General features: G+C 53.0%; 19 protein-coding genes and 1 tRNA gene. 12 read left to right on the forward strand and 8 right to left on the reverse strand.

Annotation, left to right across the window (positions count from 1 at the left end; all coding sequences use genetic code 11):
* The first annotated feature begins 26 nt into the window (after nucleotides 1-26).
* A complete protein-coding gene (locus LVJ78_RS00190; RefSeq protein WP_132952688.1) occupies nucleotides 27-1,109 on the forward strand; it encodes a calcium:cation antiporter in 1,083 nt (360 codons plus the stop codon).
* A 211-nt stretch (nucleotides 1,110-1,320) separates the two neighbouring features.
* Nucleotides 1,321-2,127, forward strand: a complete 807-nt coding sequence (locus tag LVJ78_RS00195) for a hypothetical protein (protein WP_132952690.1) — start codon at nucleotides 1,321-1,323, stop codon at nucleotides 2,125-2,127.
* A gap of 395 nt (nucleotides 2,128-2,522) precedes the next feature.
* On the opposite strand, the gene LVJ78_RS00200 is transcribed toward LVJ78_RS00195, so the two are convergent.
* From LVJ78_RS00200 to LVJ78_RS00210, 3 genes are all read right to left on the reverse strand, one after another.
* Complete coding sequence (locus LVJ78_RS00200; protein ID WP_132952692.1) at nucleotides 2,523-2,849, reverse strand: zinc ribbon domain-containing protein YjdM; 327 nt, start codon at nucleotides 2,847-2,849, stop codon at nucleotides 2,523-2,525.
* A 123-nt stretch (nucleotides 2,850-2,972) separates the two neighbouring features.
* Nucleotides 2,973-3,299, reverse strand: a complete 327-nt coding sequence (locus tag LVJ78_RS00205) for an FKBP-type peptidyl-prolyl cis-trans isomerase (RefSeq protein ID WP_132952694.1) — start codon at nucleotides 3,297-3,299, stop codon at nucleotides 2,973-2,975.
* A 52-nt stretch (nucleotides 3,300-3,351) separates the two neighbouring features.
* On the reverse strand, nucleotides 3,352-3,582 hold the full coding sequence (locus LVJ78_RS00210; RefSeq protein ID WP_132952696.1) for a DUF2061 domain-containing protein: 231 nt from the start codon (nucleotides 3,580-3,582) through the stop codon (nucleotides 3,352-3,354).
* Between the two features lie 159 nt (nucleotides 3,583-3,741).
* Between LVJ78_RS00210 and LVJ78_RS00215 the strand changes: the two genes are divergently transcribed.
* Nucleotides 3,742-4,695 carry a D-2-hydroxyacid dehydrogenase gene (locus LVJ78_RS00215; RefSeq protein WP_132952698.1) on the forward strand — a complete coding sequence of 318 codons (954 nt, stop codon included), beginning with the start codon at nucleotides 3,742-3,744 and terminating at the stop codon, nucleotides 4,693-4,695.
* A 364-nt stretch (nucleotides 4,696-5,059) separates the two neighbouring features.
* On the opposite strand, the gene gnd is transcribed toward LVJ78_RS00215, so the two are convergent.
* Nucleotides 5,060-6,508 carry a decarboxylating NADP(+)-dependent phosphogluconate dehydrogenase gene (gene gnd, locus LVJ78_RS00220; protein WP_132952700.1) on the reverse strand — a complete coding sequence of 483 codons (1,449 nt, stop codon included), beginning with the start codon at nucleotides 6,506-6,508 and terminating at the stop codon, nucleotides 5,060-5,062.
* A gap of 440 nt (nucleotides 6,509-6,948) precedes the next feature.
* Between gnd and ggt the strand changes: the two genes are divergently transcribed.
* A complete protein-coding gene (ggt, locus tag LVJ78_RS00225; protein WP_132952702.1) occupies nucleotides 6,949-8,694 on the forward strand; it encodes a gamma-glutamyltransferase in 1,746 nt (581 codons plus the stop codon).
* Between the two features lie 73 nt (nucleotides 8,695-8,767).
* Here ggt and lpxC read toward each other — a convergent pair whose 3' ends face one another.
* A complete protein-coding gene (lpxC, locus tag LVJ78_RS00230; RefSeq protein ID WP_132952704.1) occupies nucleotides 8,768-9,685 on the reverse strand; it encodes a UDP-3-O-acyl-N-acetylglucosamine deacetylase in 918 nt (305 codons plus the stop codon).
* 507 nt (nucleotides 9,686-10,192) lie between these two features.
* Here lpxC and gap point away from each other — a divergent pair.
* The gene (gap, locus tag LVJ78_RS00235; protein WP_132952706.1) at nucleotides 10,193-11,194 is read left to right on the forward strand and encodes a type I glyceraldehyde-3-phosphate dehydrogenase; all 1,002 of its coding nucleotides are present in this window, start codon (nucleotides 10,193-10,195) and stop codon (nucleotides 11,192-11,194) included.
* A gap of 267 nt (nucleotides 11,195-11,461) precedes the next feature.
* On the opposite strand, the gene tsaA is transcribed toward gap, so the two are convergent.
* Nucleotides 11,462-12,139, reverse strand: coding sequence for a tRNA (N6-threonylcarbamoyladenosine(37)-N6)-methyltransferase TrmO (gene tsaA / locus LVJ78_RS00240; protein ID WP_132952708.1), 678 nt, complete (start codon nucleotides 12,137-12,139; stop codon nucleotides 11,462-11,464).
* A gap of 281 nt (nucleotides 12,140-12,420) precedes the next feature.
* On the opposite strand from tsaA, the gene LVJ78_RS00245 reads away from it, so the two are divergent.
* From LVJ78_RS00245 to LVJ78_RS00270, 6 genes are all read left to right on the forward strand, one after another.
* Nucleotides 12,421-13,056: a nicotinamidase gene (locus LVJ78_RS00245; RefSeq protein ID WP_132952710.1), complete on the forward strand. Its 636-nt coding sequence runs from the start codon at nucleotides 12,421-12,423 to the stop codon at nucleotides 13,054-13,056.
* 64 nt (nucleotides 13,057-13,120) lie between these two features.
* Nucleotides 13,121-14,104 carry a lipopolysaccharide heptosyltransferase I gene (gene waaC / locus LVJ78_RS00250; RefSeq protein WP_132952712.1) on the forward strand — a complete coding sequence of 328 codons (984 nt, stop codon included), beginning with the start codon at nucleotides 13,121-13,123 and terminating at the stop codon, nucleotides 14,102-14,104.
* Between the two features lie 183 nt (nucleotides 14,105-14,287).
* Nucleotides 14,288-15,037 (forward strand): electron transfer flavoprotein subunit beta/FixA family protein, encoded by a 750-nt coding sequence (locus tag LVJ78_RS00255; RefSeq protein ID WP_132952714.1) that lies wholly within the window; start codon nucleotides 14,288-14,290, stop codon nucleotides 15,035-15,037.
* Nucleotides 15,038-15,048: 11 nt separating this feature from the next.
* Nucleotides 15,049-15,984 carry an electron transfer flavoprotein subunit alpha/FixB family protein gene (locus LVJ78_RS00260; RefSeq protein WP_132952716.1) on the forward strand — a complete coding sequence of 312 codons (936 nt, stop codon included), beginning with the start codon at nucleotides 15,049-15,051 and terminating at the stop codon, nucleotides 15,982-15,984.
* 163 nt (nucleotides 15,985-16,147) lie between these two features.
* Nucleotides 16,148-17,191, forward strand: coding sequence for a threonine aldolase family protein (locus tag LVJ78_RS00265; RefSeq protein WP_132952718.1), 1,044 nt, complete (start codon nucleotides 16,148-16,150; stop codon nucleotides 17,189-17,191).
* On the forward strand, nucleotides 17,188-17,817 hold the full coding sequence (locus tag LVJ78_RS00270; RefSeq protein WP_132952720.1) for an IMPACT family protein: 630 nt from the start codon (nucleotides 17,188-17,190) through the stop codon (nucleotides 17,815-17,817). The genes LVJ78_RS00265 and LVJ78_RS00270 overlap by 4 nt, the downstream gene beginning before the upstream one ends.
* Before the next feature lie 384 nt (nucleotides 17,818-18,201).
* Here the strand turns inward: LVJ78_RS00270 and LVJ78_RS00275 are convergent.
* Nucleotides 18,202-18,277: transfer RNA gene (locus LVJ78_RS00275), tRNA-Lys, on the reverse strand.
* Nucleotides 18,278-18,509: 232 nt separating this feature from the next.
* Here LVJ78_RS00275 and LVJ78_RS00280 point away from each other — a divergent pair.
* The gene (locus LVJ78_RS00280; protein ID WP_132952722.1) at nucleotides 18,510-18,875 is read left to right on the forward strand and encodes a lipoprotein; all 366 of its coding nucleotides are present in this window, start codon (nucleotides 18,510-18,512) and stop codon (nucleotides 18,873-18,875) included.
* Between the two features lie 67 nt (nucleotides 18,876-18,942).
* On the opposite strand, the gene apbC is transcribed toward LVJ78_RS00280, so the two are convergent.
* Entirely contained in the window at nucleotides 18,943-20,022 is a 1,080-nt protein-coding gene (apbC, locus tag LVJ78_RS00285; protein ID WP_132952724.1) for an iron-sulfur cluster carrier protein ApbC, read from the reverse strand.
* Nucleotides 20,023-20,027: the final 5 nt, after the last annotated feature.

The raw sequence follows: 20,027 nt of genomic DNA on the forward strand, positions 1-20,027 counted from the left end.
TTCAATTAATCAGGAAACACACACCTATGGCAAAGAAAAAAACCTTCCCGCTGCCCTTGTGGTCGCTTATTCTGCCGCTTTTGGCTTGGGGGCTTTATTTTATCGGCATATCGGGCAGCGGCTGGCTCGAGGCGGTGGCGGCAATATTGCTGGCCGGCAGCGTACTCTCGGCGGTGTATCACGCCGAAGTGGTGGCACACAAAGTGGGCGAGCCTTTCGGCACGATTATTTTGGCGGTGGCCATCACTATTATCGAAGTGGCGCTGATTATTTCGCTGATGGTGGCCGGCGGCGACAATGCCGCCTATCTCGCCCGCGACACCATTTTTGCGGCGATTATGCTGATTCTCAACGGCATTTTGGGCTTGTGCCTGCTGATTGGCGGCTGGAAATACCGCGAGCAGTTTTTCGGCAAAAAATCGGCCAACACCGCGCTGATTGTGTTGGTGTCGATTTTGGTACTCACGCTGGTGCTGCCCAATTTCACCACCAGCACGCCCGGCCCCACCTATAACGATGCCCAGCTGATTTTTGTGGCGATTGCTTCGCTGGTGCTCTACAGCGCGTTTATCATGGTGCAAACCGTGCGCCACCGCGATTATTTTTTGGCCGATGATGATGAAGACGGCCACCATCATGCCGCGCCGCCCTCGCTGAAAGTGACCTTAACCAGCCTGGGCTTTTTGCTGATTTGCTTGGCGATTGTGGTGTTGCTGGCCAAATCGCTCTCGCCGGCGGTGGAAGGCATGGTGGCCTCTATCGGCGCACCGGCTTCGCTAGTGGGCGTGATTATCGCCGCGGTGGTGCTGCTGCCGGAGGGGCTGGCCGCTGTGCGCGCCGCCAGCCGCAATCATCTGCAAACCAGCCTCAATCTGTCGCTCGGCTCGGCGCTGGCCTGTATCGGCTTGAGCGTGCCCACCGTGGTGGCCGTGTGCCTGATTTACGACATCAACCTGGTGCTGGGGCTGGACATCAAATCGATGGTGTTGCTGGGGCTTTCCGTGTTTATCGTGATGCTCTCGCTCAATCAGGGGCGCACCAATATTCTTTACGGCGTGGTGTTGCTGGTGAACATGGCCGCTTATATCTTCAATATTATCGTGCCCTGAAGATTCATCCGTTCAAAGGCCGTCTGAAAAATTTTCAGACGGCCTTTTGCTGTGATGCTTATGTTCAATTATACCCATTCGAAAAATAAGATAACAAGGCGGCGAGCCGAAGACAGTACATCTAGTACGGCAAGGCGAGACAACGCAGTTAGGTTATTTTTTTCGAATGGGTATTAGAAATCCCTGTTTCAAGTGTTTGGTATAATCAACCATGTTTAATGCCAACTCATTCAAAATCTTTTGCTGGCTGCCGCTTTTGGCCGCCTGCCAAAGTCCGGCCGCCGCGCTGCCGCATAGCGAAACGAGCGAAACCGTTGCGCTCGACGCCAAGCATTATGTGGCGGTGCAGCGCTATTGCGCAGGGCCGCCGATAGCCGGCGTGTTGTTTTACCAACCGCACGAAAACGAAGCCACCGCCCGCCGCGCCACGCTTGATGTTTTGGCGGCGCGGGGGCAAGGCTGTTTATTGGTGTTGAACCACGACGGCCGCCGCCAAATCCATTTTGAAGCGGCAGACCGGCCCGCCCGCTTCGACCCCAACCGCATCTACACCGCCGCCGGCCGCACCGCCACTTTGGCGCAGGGCGGCAACCGCAGCGAAGCGGCGCAAGAAACCATCGCCGGTTTTGCCGATTATCTGCTCCAACATCACTTGCGCCGCGCCGCCTTTATCGTGGCCGTGCACAACAACCGCAGCGGCGGCACCGATATCGGCAGCTACACCCGCGGCGCGCTGGCTGAAGACACGGCCGCCGTGTTTATCAACCCCGCGCACAGCCCCGATGATTATTTCTACACCACCGATGAAGCCGCGTTTGTCTATTTCAAATCGCGCGGCTTCAACGCCATGCTGCAAAACAACCATCGCGTGCGCGACGACGGCTCGCTCTCGGTTTATGCCGCCCGCCACGGCATCGGCTACATCAACGTTGAAGCCCGCCACGGCCATGCCGCCGAACAACGCGAAATGTTACAGGCGCTGCTGGATTATCTCGATGGCGGCACATGGCGCCGCTAAAAAGCGCAGCCTTCCTGTAGAGTGTGTGCCATAGGCACGCACGCGTTTTTCATTCAACACAAGGCCGTCTGAAACATTAATGAATGTTTCAGACGGCCTCGGTTTTTCTCGTTAGCAAGTCAACACAAACCGCTTATAGATACGGCAACTAATTATTGAATATTCACATCCTCTTGCCCGCAGCAGAAACCTGTTCCCTCTCCCGTGGGAGAGGGCTAGGGAGAGGGCAACAAGCCAAAGGCTTGTTTGCCGGCATCTGAAAATGTTCAATATTTAATTGCCGAATCAATAAAACGCGTGCGTGCCTATGGCACACACCCTACGGGCGGCAGTTTTCGGTTTCTAAACAAAGGCCGTCTGAATAGTTTTCAGACGGCCTTTGGTTTTTTATATCATCAGGCTTTTTTCACAAATTCCGATTTCAAATTCATGGCGCTGCCTTCGATTTTGCAGGCAATATCGTGATCTCCCTCCTGCAGGCGGATACCTTTCACTTTAGTGCCCTGCTTGATCACTTGCGAAGAGCCTTTCACTTTCAAATCTTTAACCAACACCACGGTGTCGCCATCGGCCAGCGGCGTGCCGTTGGCATCTTTGATCACCAAAGCGGCTTCGGTGGCTTCGCCCTCTTGCCATTCATACGCACATTCGGGGCAAACCAGCTGAACGCCGTCGTGATAAGTGAATTCGGAACCGCATTGCGGGCAGGCGGGCAGGCTCATAATGTGCTTTCTGTGATGATTGATGCACCGATTATAGCAAATTCAAAAAAGAAGGCGCAAAAGGCCGTCTGAACAGCACCGGTTTGCTGACGTTCAGACGACCTTTTCCCAATATGCGTTTATTTATTCATACACTTTGAGCAATTCCACTTCAAACACCAAAGTGGCATTAGGCGGAATCACACCGCCGGCGCCGCGCGCGCCGTAGCCCATTTCAGGCGGAATGGTGAGCTTGCGTTTGCCGCCTTCTTTCATGCCGCTGAAACCTTCGTCCCAGCCCTGAATCACCTGGCCTGCGCCCAGCACGATGGTGAGCGGCTGGCGGCGGTCGAGGCTGGAATCAAATTTGGTGCCGTCTTGCAGCCAGCCTGTGTAATGCACGGTAATTTCTTTGCCTTTTTCGGCTTCTTTGCCCTGGCCGGTGGTGATGTCTTCAATAATCAGGCTCATGCTGTTTCCCTATGGTTGTGGTGTAAACCGGGGCAGGGTAACATATTTCATTTCAATTGCCCACGCATTGATGCAGCGGAAATTTGGCTTTGGCGGCGGCTTTGATGCCTTTTTTGCGCTCATGGCGCTGCCATGCTTTTTCGTGGAAATAAAACACCACGGTGTTGGCCATCGGCTCGATCAGCGCCACGGCGCTGGAAATGCCGATGCTGCCGGTGAGCAGATAAGCGATGCTGAAGGCAACGCCGAAATGTAAAATGGCAAAAGTGATGGTTTTCAACATGATGCTTGCTCCTGAATAAGCCTGCGCTGTGCAAGTTGTTGTTTAGTCTGTTTCATTAAAATAAATGATAATCAATCGCAAATAAAAAGTACAGTTGATTCTGCCAATTTACATTTAGTAAAAAACTATCCTTTTTTATTATTCAATAGAAAGTAAAATATGACCGCCCTAAAAATTGCCGTGCTTGAGCGCGAAACTTTGGTAAACCGCCCTTTTGCCTTTGATTTTGCACACAGCCTGCGCGAATTTAGCAGCATTGAATCGGCCGACACCGCCGCCTGCATTGCCGGCGCCGATGTGGTGATTACCAATAAAATCATGATTGATGCAGGCATGATTGCAGCCAATCCGCAGCTGAAGCTGATTGCGGTGTCGGCCACGGGGGTGAACAATGTCGATCTCGATGCAGCGCGTGCCGCCGGCGTGGCGGTGTGCAATATCCGCGCTTATGGCAATGAATCGGTGGCCGAGCATGCGTTTATGCTGATGATTGCGCTGATGCGCAATTTGCCGGCTTATCAGCGCGATGTGGCGGCCGGCTTGTGGCAGAATTCACCGGTGTTTTGCCATTTCGGCGCACCGATGCGCGATTTAAACGGCAAAACGCTGGTGATTTTCGGGCGCGGCGGCATCGGCAACACGCTCGCCGGCTATGCGCAGGCTTTCGGCATGCGGGTGGTGTTTGGCGAACACAAACATGCAGAAGAAGTGCGCGAGGGCTATATGGCTTTTTCCGAAGCCATTGAATGCGCCGATGTGGTTTCGCTGCATTGCCCGCTCACCGAAGCCACCGCCGATATGATAGGTGAGGCCGAATTGCGGCAAATGAAAGCCGGCGCGATATTGATCAACTGCGGCCGCGGCGGATTGGTAAACGAGCAGGCGCTGGTGGCGGCGCTGAAATATGGGCAGCTTGGCGGCGCAGGCTTTGATGTGCTCACCGAAGAGCCGCCGCGCCACGGCAATCCTTTGCTCAGCGCGCGCCTGCCCAATCTGATTGTTACCCCGCATATGGCTTGGGGCAGCGAAGAAGCGCGCAACCGCCTGTTTGATATTTTGGTGGCCAATATCAATGGCTTTTTTGCCGGCAAGCCGCAGAATATTGTGGTTTAGGGCGTCCTGACAATTCGTTTATGAGGGGGATTTTGTTTCTGCAAATGCAGATGCAAGGCGAAAAGCGCAGCAAGGTTGGCCACCTTGCGAGCATTTTCAACGCGGCAGGCGCGTTTTTGAGTCAAAAGATTGCCACGAGATGAATTGTGAACAGACCCTAACGCCTGTGGATAATTTTGTGGATAATTATCAAACAACCAAAGGCCGTCTGAAAAATACTTTCAGACGGCCTTTTGATATATACATTATTATAAATTTATTTATTATATTTTGTTTGATTTTATTAATTAAAAAAACAATAGCTTAATTAGATAATACAGGCCGTCTGAAAGCTTTCAGACGGCCTGCAATAAATCAAACCGGTTTAAACATCGTAAGTGGTGGAAGCGGTGTCGCCGCCGGTGCCGGTCCAATTGGTGTGGAAAAATTCGCCGCGCGGCTTGTCGGTGCGCTCATAAGTGTGGGCGCCGAAGTAATCGCGTTGCGCTTGCAGCAGGTTGGCGGGCAGGCGCGCGCTGGTGTAGCCGTCGAGGAAGGTAATCGCCGAGGCCATGCACGGCATCGGAATGCCGGCTTCAATCGATTTGGCCACCACTTTGCGCCAGGCAGGCAGGCAGTTTTCCAGAATTCTGCGGAAATAATCGTCGCCGCCGAGAAACACCAAATCGGGGTTTGCTTCGTAAGCATCGCGGATATTGCCCAAGAAAGCGCTGCGGATGATGCAGCCTTCGCGCCACAACAAGGCGGTGTTGCCGTAATTGAGCGCCCAATCGTTCACTTCGCTGGCTTCGCGAATCAGCATAAAGCCTTGTGCATAAGAGATAATTTTCGAGGCCAGCAAGGCTTCGCGCAAGGCTTCCACCCATTCGGTTTTGCTGCCTTCGATGGGCGAAATGCGGCTTTCAAACAATTTGGCCGCTTCCACGCGCTGCGCTTTAAACGACGACACGCAGCGGGCAAACACGGCTTCGGAAATCAGCGTGAGCGGAATGCCCAAATCCAAGGCATTGATGCCGGTCCATTTGCCGGTGCCTTTTTGGCCGGCGGTGTCGAGAATTTTTTCCACCAAAGGCTCGCCGTTTTCATCTTTGAAGCCCAAAATATCGGTGGTGATTTGAATCAGATAGCTGTCGAGCTCGGTGGTGTTCCAAAGCTTGAAAATTTCGTGCATTTCATCATAGCTCAGCCCCAAACCGTCTTTCATAAATTGGTAGGCTTCGCAAATCAGCTGCATATCGCCGTATTCGATGCCGTTGTGCACCATTTTCACGAAATGCCCCGCGCCATCACGGCCCACCCAATCGCAACAAGGCTCGCCGGCCGGCGTTTTGGCAGCAATCGCCTGCAAAATCGGCTTCACATAAGGCCAGGCTTCTTCATTGCCGCCGGGCATAATCGAGGGGCCGTTGCGCGCGCCCTCTTCCCCGCCCGACACACCGGCGCCCACAAAACGGATGCCTTTTTCAGCCAGCTCGCGGGTGCGGCGGGTGGAATCGGGATAATTGGCATTGCCGCCGTCGATAATGATGTCGCCTTTATCCAAAAGCGGCAGCAAATGCTCGATAAATTCGTCTACCACTGCGCCTGCACGCACCATCAGCATGATTTTGCGCGGGCTTTCCAGCTTTTCCACCAATTCTTGCAATGAATGGGCGCCGATAACATGAGTGTTTTTAGCGGGGCCGTTTAAGAAATCGTCCACTTTTGAAGTGGTGCGGTTGAAAGCAACGACTTTAAACCCTTTGTCGTTCATGTTGAGAATCAGGTTTTGACCCATTACGGCCAAACCGATTACGCCGATGTCGCCTTTCATCACGTGTCCTCGATTAGGTGAAGTTTAACTGTTCTACTTTACCTTATTCAGTAGGTTAGCGGCAATGTTTGATTTGCTTGGGGCTTGATTTATGAAGACAATATTTTCATTTGCCGATTTGGCGCAAGAATGTGCTGATTCCAAACAATACATATAGATTTAAAATAATAAAATGATATTGATATTGAAGCAGCCCTTTTTCTGTGGATAATCGGAAAACGCAATAAAAAACAATTCAATAGGCCGTCTGAAAGGCTGGGGCATTGAGGCTTCAGCGCTGTGGAGCAATGTGGATAAATATAGCAGGCATTGAAATTTTGTGGATAATGCATTTATTGTGCACAGCAATGCAGCAAGGATAGCCACAGCAAAATCTTCAGACGGCCTGTATCAAATCTATCTGCCTGAGCAATTCAACCCAACCACAAAAAGGATTCCGCATGAAAACCCCTTGGATTTTAACGGCTGCCCTGCTTTTGGCCGCCTGCCGCAGCGGCGGCATGGCCGATGTGGCGGTAAACCCCGACACCCACGCGCCCGAGCAAGGCAGCGGTTTAACCTCGCAGCAATTGGTGCATGCGAAAAAATTTATGGCCGCATCGGCCAACCCCTTGGCCACCGAAGCGGGCTATGAAGTGCTCAAGCAAGGCGGTAGCGCCATTGATGCGATGATTGCCATGCAAACCACCTTGAGCTTGGTGGAGCCGCAATCATCGGGCTTGGGCGGCGGCGCGTTTTTGGTGTATTGGGATAATCAGGCCAAAAAGCTCACCACGTTTGACGCGCGCGAAACCGCGCCCAAAGCCGCCACACCGGCTCTGTTTCTCGATAAAGCAGGCAAGCCGCTGGAATTTATGCAGGCGGTGGTGGGCGGCCGCTCGGTGGGCACGCCCGGTGTGCCCAAGCTGATGGAAGATGTGCACAAACGCTACGGCAAATTGCCGTGGGCAGGCTTATTTGATTACCCTGTGCGCTTGGCCGAGCAAGGTTTTGCCGTGTCGCCGCGCATGGCCGCATCGATTGCGCAAAACGAGCAATATCTGCGCCGCTATCCGGCCACGGCTGCTTATTTTCTGCCGCAAGGCCGGCCTTTGGCAGCAGGCGCGGTGTTGAAAAACCCGGAATTCGCCCGCAGCGTGCGCCTGCTTGCCCGCTCGGGCAGCGCGCCTTTTTATCATGGCGCGCCGGCACAAAAGATGGTGAAAACCGTGGCCGCAGCGGCCGATAATCCGGGCAGGCTGGCCATGGCCGATTTTAAAGCCTACCGCGTGATTGAGCGCGCGCCCGTGTGCCAGGCTTATCGCGAATACGAAATTTGCGGCATGGGCGCGCCCAGCTCCGGCGGCTTGGCGCTGGGGCAGATTTTCGGCATTTTGCAGCACCACAATTTGAGCGGCGGCAACCCGAACGACATCAACAGCTGGCGCTGGCTGGGTGAAGCTTCGCGCGTGGCATTTGCCGATCGCGGCTATTATGTGGCCGACCCCGATTTTGTGCGCGTGCCGGCGCGACAAATGCTGTCGCCCGATTATTTGAAGCAGCGTGCGAATGCGATTGCCGCCACTAAAGCGGCCGCTGCCGAAATCAAGCCGGGCAGTTTCAGCCAAAATATGGCTCTCGGCCGCGCGGTGGAGCTGCCTTCAACCAGCCATTTGGTGATTGTGGATGCGGCGGGCAATGTGGTGTCGATGACCACATCGATTGAAAACGCTTTCGGCTCCACGCTGATGGCCAACGGCTATCTGCTCAACAACGAGCTTACCGATTTTTCGTTTGAGCCCGAGCAAAACGGACAAGCCGTGGCCAACCGCGTGGAAGGCGGCAAACGCCCGCGCTCATCAATGGCGCCGACCATTGTGTTGAAAAACGGCGCGCCTTATCTGGCCGTGGGCTCGCCCGGCGGCAGCCGCATCATCGGCTATGTGGCCAAAACGCTGGTGGCGCATTTAGATTGGGGCATGGATATCCAGCAGGCGATTGACCTGCCCAATATGCTCAACCGCGGCAGCGCTTACGAATTGGAAGAAAACACGCCGGCTGCAGCCAAAGCCGGTGCGCTGGAGCGCATGGGCTATCCGGTGCAGGTGCGCGATTTGAATTCGGGCGTGCAAGGCATTGTGATTCAGCCGCAGGGTTTGCAGGGCGGTGCGGATCCGCGGCGTGAAGGCAAAGTGATGGGCGATTGAGTTTGATGGTTTGTAAACGAAATGCCGTCTGAAAAGTTTTCAGACGGCATTTTTCATCTTGCTTCAATCACATTCAAGCCACATCGGGCAAGCCGTGAAAAGCGGCGGGCAAATCTTCTTCGTGCTCGAATTGCACCCATTCGTAAGCGCTCTCGTCTGCCAACACCGCGCGCAGCAAGGCGTTGTTGATGGCGTGGCCGGATTTATAGCCTTCGAATGCGCCGATAATCGGGTGACCGACGATATAAAGATCGCCGATGGCATCGAGAATTTTATGGCGCACAAATTCATCGGGATAGCGCAAACCTTCGGGGTTGAGCACATCGGTGTCGTCAATCACAATGGCATTATTGAGGTTGCCGCCGAGGCCCAGATTGTGCGCTCTCATCAGCTCCACTTCCTGCATAAAGCCGAAAGTGCGGGCGCGGGCGATTTCTTCCACATACGATTTGCCGGCAAAATCGATTTCAAAAGTGGGATTGCTGCGGTTGAACACCGGATGGTCGAATTCGATGGTGAGGGTGACTTTAAAGCCGTTATAAGGCGTAAAACGCACCCATTTGCCGGCTTCTTTCACTTCAACCGTTTTCAAAATTTTCAAAAAACGCTTTTGCGCCTGCTGATCGACAATGCCGGCATCTTGCAGCAGATAGATAAACGGCAGGCTCGAGCCGTCCATAATCGGGATTTCGGGCGCATTCAATTCAATCAGCGCATTATCCACGCCATAAGCGGCCAATGCCGACATAATATGCTCGATGGTGCCCACGCGCACGCCGGCTTCGGTTACGACGGTGGATGAGAGGCGGGTGTCGTTGATTAAATAAGGCGTGAGCGCAATCACAGCACCTTTCTCACCGCTCAAATCGGTGCGCCGAAACGAAATGCCGCTGTTTTCCGCGGCCGGATGCAGCGTGAGCGCCACCCGTTCGCCCGAATGCAGGCCCACGCCGGCAACATGCACAGATTTGGCCAATGTTCGTTGCAGCATATTGTTTCCTCTGAATATTTTTGTTGATGTTGGTGCGTATCATACGATAAAACCGCGCCAACAGCCTATTATTTTTAATAGTATTTACCAATTAATCTGATAAGCTCGAAGGCCGTCTGAAAGCGTGTGCGGCAAAAGTGGATAAGCCCGATTTATTCACATACCGTGGGAAAAATGGGATTTTTATCCCCAAAAGCGCGTAAACCGCACACAGGCTTATCCGGAAACTTTCATCTTAATTAGCCATTTGTTTTTAATTGTAAAATATGGTTTATCCACAAGACAGCCCCTGCTTCATCTAATATCATCTTTATATATATTTACTTATTTAATTAAAGTCGGGCAAACTTTTCAGACGGCATTGCAAGCTCAACAGGCAGGCATAGCTTGTGTTAAATCAGATTTATGTTGTTTGCAGTAAGTAGTGTTAGGTAGTAATTTTATTTCATGGTAAAAAGCAGCCATCTGAAATTTATCGTTATTTCTGAATATTTCTAGGAGCAAAATATGAGCATTAAAGTTGCGATTAATGGTTTCGGCCGCATCGGCCGCTTGGCATTGCGCCAAATCATCAAAACCGAAGGCCTTGAAGTGGTGGCGGTAAACGACCTCACTCCGGCCGACATGCTGTTGCACCTGTTTAAATACGACACCACCCAAGGCCGCTTTCAAGGCACTGCCGAGTTGAAAGACAACGCCATTGTGGTGGACGGCAAAGAAATCAAAGTGTTTGCCGATGCCGATCCGGAAGCCTTGCCCTGGGGCGAATTGGGTGTGGACGTGGTGCTCGAATGCACCGGCTTTTTCACCACCAAAGAAAAAGCGGAAAAACACATCAAAGCCGGCGCCCGCAAAGTGGTGATTTCCGCCCCCGGCGGCGACATGAAAACCGTGGTGTTTGGTGTGAACGAAGATATTCTCGACGGCAGCGAAACCGTGATTTCTGCCGCTTCCTGCACCACCAACTGCCTGGCGCCGATGGCCGCCGTGCTGCAAAAACAATACGGCGTGGTGGAAGGCCTGATGACCACCATTCATGCCTACACCGGCGACCAAAACACGCTTGACGCACCGCACCGCAAAGGCGATTTCCGCCGTGCCCGTGCCGCCGCGCAAAATATTGTGCCCAATAGCACCGGCGCGGCCAAAGCCATCGGCTTGGTGATTCCCGCGTTGAACGGCAAGCTCGACGGCTCTGCCCAGCGCGTGCCCGTGGCCACCGGCTCGCTGACCGAGCTGGTGACCGTGTTGGAAAAAAACGTGACCAAAGAAGAAATCAACGCAGCCATGAAAGCCGCGGCCAATGAATCTTACGGCTACACCGAAGAGCAATTGGTGTCTTCAGACGTGATCGGCATGGAATTCGGCTCATTGTTTGACGCCACCCAAACCCGCGTGATGACCGTGGGCGACAAGCAATTGGTGAAAACCGTGGCTTGGTATGATAATGAAATGTCATACACCTGCCAATTGGTGCGCACCCTGCATTATTTTGCAAAATTAATCTGATTAATCAAAGATTTACGCTTTATATAACACGCTTCATAAATAAATAATATTAATCAGCAAAGGCCGTCTGAAAACTTTCAGACGGCCTTTTATTTATAGTGAAATCAAAGAAAAATGGATACAGAAATAAGAAATTTCAAATTGCGTGTAGAGTGTGTGGCTCAACCATGCACACGGTTTAAATGATAAGGTTTAAACGATAAATTGAAAGTCTTTTGCAAAGGCATCGAGCCAAAAAAAGATCTGCGCCAAGCCGTTTGGCGTTTTTCAGACGGCCTGAGGCTCAACCGCGATTATCGTGGCGGCTTTTTCCTCAATTTGAAATTTGATTTCATAACCGGCCACGCTCATCACATACACGCGCTCAGGAATATTTTGATAAGCCGGCCGCGGATCTTGCGCGATGCTTTGCGCAATCAGCTCGCGCGTGTTTGCGGATAAGCCGGTATCGGTGCCGGGCAGCCAGGCCACTTGCAACAAATCGGGCGCGCTGAGGGCAAAGCCGGCCGCGGCTTCTGGCCGGGCTTCCACAAACGGGATGTAGGGTTTGATGTCCACCACCGGCGTGCCGTCGAGCAAATCGGCGCCGCTGCAATAAAGTTTGACGGTTTTACCGCATTCGATGCGCTCGAGTTTGAGCAGCGACAAGCCCAAATGATTGGGGCGGTGCGGGCTGCGGGTGGCAAACACGCCCATTTTCTGCTTGCCGCCTAAACGCGGCGGGCGCACCAGCGGCGACCAGCCTTCATCGAGCACGCCGTGAAAAATAAAATGTATCCACACATAATCAAAGCTTTCAAGGCCGCGCACGCTGTCGGCGTTGAATTCTGCGGCCAATTCGATGCATACTTCGGCAGCCGGCACCAACCCGGGCTGCCGCGCCACGCCGAATTTTTGTTGGTAGGGTGAATGAACCGTGGCAATACTGGTGAGGGTGTGCTGCATAGAGAGGCCGTCTGAAAAATAAGCGTGAAGCGGCTTATTTTAACAAATGAATCGGGCGGTGTAAGCCGATTGGCAAGCGTATCAGCAAATTTTATGGCTTGCACACAAACTATATTTATTACGTTAACGAAGAGAGAGGCCGTCTGAAAGAAAAGCTTCAGACGGCCTGATAAAGCAGCATAAAACATCGTTTTATTTTGCGTTGAATGCAAGGCAGCAACGCTAGAATAACAAGGCTTTTTCGCTATATAATAGCGGATTCGTATGCTTGGAGAAGCGGCATGATTGTGTCGATAGATGTGGATGCGCAGAAAACTTTTTCGCCTTTATGCCCGCAAGAATTGCCGGTAGCCGAGGGTGATACGATTGTTGCCGAGCTTAATGCGCAAGCGGCGCTGGCCGATTTGCGCGTGATGAGCAAAGATGCGCATAGCCCGTCGGCCAAATGGATTGTGGATAAAGCTGTGGATATGTTGCAGCCCACCGGCATGCCCAATGCCGATCTCACTTGGGTGCCACATGCGATTGTCGGCACACCGGGTTTTGAGCTGCTCGATGGGCTGCCCGCGGCAACGGGCTACGATTATTGCGTGTGGAAAGGGGTGGACCCGGAATTTCACCCTTATGGTGCCTGCTTTCACGATATTGATGAAAAGCTTTCCACCGGCCTTTTGGAATGGCTGCACAGCAAGCAGGCGCAAACCGTGATTGTGGGCGGCTTGGCCACGGATTATTGTGTGAAAACCACGGTGTTGCAATTGCTTAAAGGCGGCGCTTGGCAAGTGATTGTAAACGCGGCGGCTTGCCGCGGCATTGCGCCGGACACCACCGAAGCGGCATGGAACGAAATGATGGCACACGGCGCGATTGTGCTTGAAAATGCAGCAAAAATTTCTGAATATATTAAAAATCAATAAGTTATTCAGAGTATTCTTAAATATGTTTCACGTGAAACATCATGGTAAGAAAGCGATATAGCCGATGAAAACGCTGTTGGTACGCTTATCGAGCATGGGCGATTTAATCCACACCTTGCCGGCTGTGGACGATTTATCACGCATGCGTCCGGATGTGAATTTGCATTGGCTGTGCGAAGCCGGATTTGCCGACATCGCCAGATTGCATCCGTTTGTGCGCCAAGTGCATGAAATGCGTTGGCGGCAATGGCGTAAAGATTTGCTCAGCCCGGCCACTTGGCGGCAAATAGGCCGTCTGAAACAAGATTTGCAGCAACAGCATTTTGATGATGTGCTCGATAGCCAAGGCTTGGTGAAAAGCGCACTGTTTGCCAAAATAGCCCATGCGCCGGTGAAAGGTCTTGATGGCAGCAGCGCGCGCGAGCGCTGGGCAGCGCTGGCTTATCACCATAACTATGCCGTGCCCAAAGACAAGAATGCCGTGTGGCGCAACCGCATGTTATTTGCGCAAGCATTCGGCTATGCCTTACCCGATGAGCAACATTTCGGCTTGGTGGTGCCGGAAAGCGCGCGCTTGCCGGATTTGCCGGCGCATTATTATGTGGCGCTGCATGCCACCAGCCGCGACAGCAAATTGTGGCCTGTTGAAAATTGGTTGGCCTTGCTGCAAAAACTGCATGATCACAGCGGCCTGCCGGTGTATTTGCCGTGGGGCAATGCGGCTGAAAAAGCGCGCGCTGAAACGATTGCGGCCCGTTTGCCGTTTGCGCGGGTGTGCGCTAAATTAAGCCTGCTGCAAGCAGCTTGGCTGCTGGATAAGGCTGAGGGCATTGCCGGGGTGGACACCGGCCTACTGCATTTGGCCAATGCGCTCGATAAACCTGTGGTGGGTATCTACACCGATACCGACCCTTTGAAAACCGGCGTGCAGGAATCGGCGTGGGCTAAAAATCTCGGTAATGCCGGCTGCATTCCGAGTGTGGATGAAGTTTATCAAGCTTTACAAAACAGCATAGCGGCTAAAGCGCTTGCAACAGCATTCGATTAGAACGAAAAGTCTAAAAAACAGTAAAGGCATGAAGAAGATAGCGGCCGGCTCGGGTATAATACAGGCCGTCTGAAGCGTTGAAACCAAGCGGCGGTTTTCATCAGGCATCATCAAACAACTGGTGGTGACTGATGAAAATTTCTGCTTCATATTATTTCCGGCATGCCGGTTAAAGGAGAACCCATGAAAGCGTTGGTCGCGGTAAAGCGCGTGGTGGACTATAACGTTAAAGTCCGTGTAAAAGCCGATGGCTCGGATGTTGATATCGGTAATGTCAAAATGTCGATGAACCCGTTTGACGAAATTGCGGTTGAAGAAGCCGTGCGTTTGAAAGAAGCCGGCAAAATCAGCGAAATCGTGGCGGTGTCGCTGGGTGAGAAAAAATGTGAAGACACTTTGCGCACCGCACTGGCCATGGGCGCAGACCGCGCCGTGCATGTGGAAACCGATGCCGTGCTCGAGCCTTTAACCGTGGCCAAGCTGCTTAAAGCCGTGGCTGAAAAAGAGCAGCCGCAATTGCTGTTGCTGGGCAAACAGGCCATTGATGACGATGCCAATCAAACGGCGCAAATGCTGGCCGCTTTGCTGAACGCACCGCAAGCCACGTTTGCCAGCAAAGTGGTGCTGGCCGGTGATGAAGTGGTGGTGCAGCGTGAAATTGATGGCGGCATCGAAGAAGTGGCTTTGAAGCTGCCGGCGGTGATCAGCACCGATTTGCGCTTGAATGAGCCGCGTTTTGTGAAGCTGCCCAATATCATGGCGGCCAAGAAAAAGCCGCTGGAGAAGCTCACGCCGGCCGATTTGGGCGTGGACACCGCATTGCGCATCGAGGTGGTGAAATATGCCGAGCCCAAAGCGCGCCAAGCCGGCGTGAAAGTGGCCGATGTGGCCGAATTGGTGGCTAAATTGAAAAACGAAGCCAAAGTAATCTGACGGAGAGCAAAATGAGCGTATTGATTATTGCCGAGCACGACAATCAGCAATTAAACCCCGCCACCCTGCATGCCGTTAGCGCGGCAGCCAAATTGGGTGATGTTCATGTTTTGGTGGCCGGTGAAGCCGCCGGTGCAGTGGCAGAAGCTGCCCGAAAAATCAGCGGCGTGAGCAAAGTATTGTTGGCAGAAGCGCCGCATTATGCCGCGGGCTTGGCCGAAGAGCTGGCGCCCTTGGTGGTGCAGCTGGCTGCCGATTATTCAAGCATCGGCGCTACGGCTACGGCTTTCGGCAAAAACCTATTGCCGCGCGTGGCGGCTTTGTTGGATGTGCAACAAGTGTCTGATCTCACCGAAGTGGTGGATGAAAAAACCTTTGTGCGCCCGATTTATGCCGGCAATGCATTTAAAACTTTGCGCAGCAAGCAAGATAAATTGGTGCTCACTTTCCGCGCCACGGCTTTTGAAGCCGCAGCGGCCGAAGGCGGCAATGCCGAGATAGTGGAAGTGACTGCCACGCCAGCACAAAATTTGAGCCGCTTTATCAGCCGCGAGCTGATTCAATCCGACCGCCCCGAGCTGACACAAGCCAAAGTGGTGGTATCCGGCGGCCGTGCTTTGGGCAGCGCCGAGCAATTTAAAAATATTATGGAGCCGCTGGCCGATAGCCTGGGTGCTGCCATTGGCGCTTCGCGTGCGGCAGTTGATGCCGAATATGCCGCCAACGACACGCAGGTCGGCCAAACCGGCAAAGTGGTGGCACCGCAGCTTTATATTGCCGTGGGCATTTCCGGCGCAATTCAGCACACTGCCGGCATGCAAGACAGCAAAGTGATTGTGGCCATCAATAAAGATCCCGATGCACCGATTTTCAATATTGCCGACTATGGTTTGGTGGGCGATTTGTTTGAAGTGGTGCCACAACTCACCGCAGCGCTGAAAGCATAATGTTTCACGTGAAACCTATAATCTGCTGTAAGTAGCTTGCTTTTGTGTTTTCATCATCGGCAAAAACTTTATGCTTTGCGGCATAAGGTTTTTGCTGTTTTTATTCAGACGGCCAAAACCTGCCTGTTTTTATGATTAGGCCGTCTGAACCACAGGAATAATCATGAATTCTTTGCATTCCCCCGATGTGCTCTCTTTTGCTTCTGATAATTATGCCGGTGCGCATCCGCAGATATTGGCTGCCGTCGCCGCTGCCAATGGCGGCCATGTGGCGGCTTATGGCTATGATATCTATACCGAAAAACTGCAACAGCTCATGCGCAGCCATTTTGGGGAGCAGGCGCAATGTTGGCCGGTGTTTAACGGCACCGGTGCGAATGTGCTGGGTTTGCAAGCAATGATGCCGCGTTGGGGTGCCGTGATTTGCGCCAACAGCGCCCATCTCAACACCGATGAAAACGGTGCACCACAAATAACCGGCGGTTTGAAATTGTGGCTGGTCGATGCGCCCGACGGCAAGCTCACGCCGGAATTGATTGCTCGGCAAGCTTGGGGCTTTGGCAGCGAGCATCGCGCCCAGCCGTTGGTGGTGAGCATCAGCCAAACCACCGAATGCGGCACATGCTACACCGCCGAAGAAATTCGCGCCATTGCCGATTATGCCCACAGCTTGGGCATGAAGCTGCACATGGATGGTGCCCGCATCGCCAATGCGGCTGCTTATTTGGATACCGATTTGCGCAGCATCAGCAGCGATGCCGGTGTGGATTTGCTTTCGTTTGGTGGCACCAAAAACGGTTTGCTGTTTGGCGAATGTTTGGTGGCTTTATCGCCGGATGCGGTGGCCGGCATGGCACATTTGCGCAAAATCAATTTGCAATTGGCTTCCAAAATGCGGTTTATTTCCGCCCAATTTATTGCCTTATTGGAACATGATTTATGGTTGGAAAATGCCCGCCACAGCAACCGAATGGCGGTGAAGCTGGCGGAAGGTTTGCAGCAGATTGAGGGTGTGCAACTGCTGCATCCGGTGCAATCCAATGCGGTGTTTGCCCGCCTGCCCGAGGGTGTAGCCGATAAAGCGCGTGCGCAATTCGCTTTTTATGATTGGGATCAGAGCGGCACCGTGCGGCTGATGTGCAGCTTTGACACACAGCCGGCGCATGTGGATGCTTTGTTGGATATTATCCGAAAAGCCTGTGCATGAGCGTGGACACCTACCGCACCGTAGCGGGCACATCCAGCGCTGAATTCAAAGACAAAGGCAGCCGCTTTATTGCTTTTGCCTATCCGATACGCCGCGCCGATGAGGTAAAAGCCTTGCTTGAGCCTTTGCGACAAAGCCATCATAAAGCGCGCCATTGGTGTTATGCTTACCGCGTGGGCACCGATGGCCTGCAATTTCGCGCCAATGATGATGGCGAGCCGGCCGGCAGTGCGGGCCGGCCGATTTTGGGGCAGATTGATTCGGCGGCGCTTACTGATGTGTTGGTGGTGGTGGTGCGCTATTTCGGTGGCACGCTTTTGGGTGTGCCGGGCTTGATTCATGCTTATAAAACCGCTACCGCTCTGGTTTTGCAGCAAGCCGATGTGGTGGAAAAAAACATTGAAAAAAGCCTGTGGTTGCGCTGTGAATATCCCTATTTAAACGATGCCATTCGCATTGCCAAGCAACATCAGGCTGAAATCGTGCAGCAAGATTTGCAGCTCGATTGCCGATTGCAGGTGCGGGTGCCGCTGGCGCATTATGCCGCGGCATTGGCTGCCTGGCAGCATATGCGCACCATCGATGTGCTGGAAGAGGAAGATCAGGCATCGGAGGGCTTGGCATAATCCAAGCAATTGTCAAAGTACAATCGTGCTCATTCAAATAGTAAATTGATTGCTGCTTTGTTACTCTTTATACTACATTGCACGATGCATAAGAAAGGCCGTCTGAAACTTTCAGACGGCCTTTCTTATGCCAAATTCCGTTTTATGTTCAATCTAAAAAGCAAGCTCACGGCCTTGTGTTGGCTCCCTGTGCTATTTGTGGCGAGCCGCCTGATTGTCTTATACCAATCCAAAAAAATAACCTAACTTCGTTGTCTCGCCTTGCCGTACGTGTGTACTGTCGCAGGCTTCCGCCTTGTTAGCTTACTTTTTTGAATGGGTATTATTTTCAGGTACTACAGAAAACAAAAAACCTGCCCGTTTGCACAGGCAGGTTTTTTTATTTGGTGGGTCGTGAAGGATTCGAACCTTCGACCAACGGATTAAAAGTCCGCTGCTCTACCAGCTGAGCTAACGACCCAATAAGCTCAAAATTATAGCGAATAGGTGCTAAATGCGTCAAGCTATTTTTATTCAAATGGGCAATTTGCTTATCAAAATACAACCGTTTTGATGAAAAAATAACCGAGCCAAAGCAGCTATGCTATGATTTTCCTACCGCTGCTGCCATCAGTGGCGGCGTTTGGGATTTGTCTGCATTACATGCGATGAAAACAAACCCTGAATCTTGATCAAATTAAGGACGAACGACAATGAAAAAAATTCTGACTGCCGCCTTTATGGTGGCTGCGTTGGCTGCATGCTCGCAAGAAACCAAGCAAGAAACCAAAGAAGCCGCCCAAGCCGTGGCTTCTGATGTGAAAGATGCAAAAGCGGATGCGGCTTCGGCTGTGGATGCTGCTGCTGTTGCCGCGAAAGAAGCCGGTGCAAAAGCGGCTGATGCCACTAAAGAAGCCGGTGAGAAAGCAGTTGACGCCACTAAAGAAGCTGGCGAAAAAGCGGTTGATGCCACTAAAGCAGCTGGTGAGAAAGCGGCCGATGCCACTAAAAATGTGGCAGAAGATGCCGTAGCCGCTGCCAAAGAAGCTGCTGAAAAAGCCAAGGAAGCCGCCAAATAAGCGTTTGTAAAAAGGCCGTCTGAACTTATTGTTCAGACGGCCTTTTTTATGCTTCAGCCCGTTGCTTTTATTCCACCACGATTTTCGGAAAGCGGCTGCTGAAATCTTTGCCTTTATCGGCCACGGCCAGCGCCAGCGCCCACGCGGCATGGGTGTAGATTTCGGCGATGGCCGGTTGGGCTTCCTGCATCTGCTTGACCGTGCCCGCATCCATGGCTTCACGCACGGGCAGGCTTAAGGGCAGCTGCCCCAATAGCGGCACGCCCAGCTTGTCGGCAAGATGTTTGCCGCCATCATGGCCGAAGATGGCTTCGCTGTGGCCACAATGGCTGCAAATGTGCACCGACATATTTTCGAGCACGCCGAAAATGGGGATATTCACTTTTTGAAACATATCCACTGCTTTTTTGGCATCAATCAGCGCGATGTCTTGCGGGGTGGTGACCACCACCGAGCCGGTGACGGGGATTTTTTGCGACAGCGTGAGCTGGATGTCGCCGGTGCCGGGCGGCAAATCGATAAAGAGATAATCCACATCGGCCCATTCGCTTTGAAACAGCAGCTGCTGCAAAGCCTGCGAGAGCATGGGGCCGCGCCATACCACGGCTTGGTCGGGATCCACCAAAAAGCCGATCGACATCACCTGAATGCCGCCTTCGGCCACCACGGGCACGAGCTTGCCGTCGGCCTGTTGCGGCTTGCCGTCGGCCACGCCCAGCATGGTGGGCTGGCTGGGGCCGTAAAGGTCGGCATCGAGCACGCCCACGCGTGCGCCCATGCGCGCCATGGCCATGGCCAGATTGGCGGTGGTGGTGGATTTGCCCACGCCGCCTTTGCCCGAGGCCACGGCGATGATGTTTTTCACGCCTTTGATGGTGGCCACGCCAGGCTGCACTTTGTGTGTGCCAATGTGGGTGGCGATACCCAGATGTAGCGGCTGCGGGCCGCTCAAATCGTGCAAGGCCGTCTGAACGCGTTCGGCCAGCTCTTGGCCGATAAAGGCGGTGGGAAAGCCGAAGCGCAGGCTGATGTGCAGGCCGTCGGGGCGTGCTTCGAGCGATTCAACGGCTTGCTCGCTGCCGATGGTGCGGCTGCTGTGGGGAATTTCTACCGCATCAAGTGCGGCACGGATAGCGGGAATATTCATGGTAT

Source organism: Uruburuella suis (genome assembly GCF_022870845.1).
In the GTDB taxonomy this organism is placed as follows: Bacteria; Pseudomonadota; Gammaproteobacteria; order Burkholderiales; family Neisseriaceae; genus Neisseria; species Neisseria suis.

Excerpts from the sequence above, each read along its gene's own strand:
- LVJ78_RS00190 (WP_132952688.1), top strand. The coding sequence starts at position 27 with ATGGCAAAGAAAAAAACCTTCCCGCTGCCCTTGTGGTCGCTTATTCTG.
- LVJ78_RS00280 (WP_132952722.1), top strand. The coding sequence starts at position 18,510 with ATGAAAAAAATTCTGACTGCCGCCTTTATGGTGGCTGCGTTGGCTGCA.
- gnd (WP_132952700.1), bottom strand. The coding sequence starts at position 6,508 with ATGAAAGGCGACATCGGCGTAATCGGTTTGGCCGTAATGGGTCAAAAC.
- apbC (WP_132952724.1), bottom strand. The coding sequence starts at position 20,022 with ATGAATATTCCCGCTATCCGTGCCGCACTTGATGCGGTAGAAATTCCC.
- ggt (WP_132952702.1), top strand. The coding sequence starts at position 6,949 with ATGAAAACCCCTTGGATTTTAACGGCTGCCCTGCTTTTGGCCGCCTGC.
- waaC (WP_132952712.1), top strand. The coding sequence starts at position 13,121 with ATGAAAACGCTGTTGGTACGCTTATCGAGCATGGGCGATTTAATCCAC.
- LVJ78_RS00200 (WP_132952692.1), bottom strand. The coding sequence starts at position 2,849 with ATGAGCCTGCCCGCCTGCCCGCAATGCGGTTCCGAATTCACTTATCAC.
- tsaA (WP_132952708.1), bottom strand. The coding sequence starts at position 12,139 with ATGCAGCACACCCTCACCAGTATTGCCACGGTTCATTCACCCTACCAA.
- gap (WP_132952706.1), top strand. The coding sequence starts at position 10,193 with ATGAGCATTAAAGTTGCGATTAATGGTTTCGGCCGCATCGGCCGCTTG.
- LVJ78_RS00245 (WP_132952710.1), top strand. The coding sequence starts at position 12,421 with ATGATTGTGTCGATAGATGTGGATGCGCAGAAAACTTTTTCGCCTTTA.
- LVJ78_RS00270 (WP_132952720.1), top strand. The coding sequence starts at position 17,188 with ATGAGCGTGGACACCTACCGCACCGTAGCGGGCACATCCAGCGCTGAA.
- LVJ78_RS00195 (WP_132952690.1), top strand. The coding sequence starts at position 1,321 with ATGTTTAATGCCAACTCATTCAAAATCTTTTGCTGGCTGCCGCTTTTG.
- LVJ78_RS00260 (WP_132952716.1), top strand. The coding sequence starts at position 15,049 with ATGAGCGTATTGATTATTGCCGAGCACGACAATCAGCAATTAAACCCC.
- LVJ78_RS00210 (WP_132952696.1), bottom strand. The coding sequence starts at position 3,582 with ATGTTGAAAACCATCACTTTTGCCATTTTACATTTCGGCGTTGCCTTC.
- LVJ78_RS00255 (WP_132952714.1), top strand. The coding sequence starts at position 14,288 with ATGAAAGCGTTGGTCGCGGTAAAGCGCGTGGTGGACTATAACGTTAAA.
- LVJ78_RS00265 (WP_132952718.1), top strand. The coding sequence starts at position 16,148 with ATGAATTCTTTGCATTCCCCCGATGTGCTCTCTTTTGCTTCTGATAAT.
- LVJ78_RS00215 (WP_132952698.1), top strand. The coding sequence starts at position 3,742 with ATGACCGCCCTAAAAATTGCCGTGCTTGAGCGCGAAACTTTGGTAAAC.
- lpxC (WP_132952704.1), bottom strand. The coding sequence starts at position 9,685 with ATGCTGCAACGAACATTGGCCAAATCTGTGCATGTTGCCGGCGTGGGC.
- LVJ78_RS00205 (WP_132952694.1), bottom strand. The coding sequence starts at position 3,299 with ATGAGCCTGATTATTGAAGACATCACCACCGGCCAGGGCAAAGAAGCC.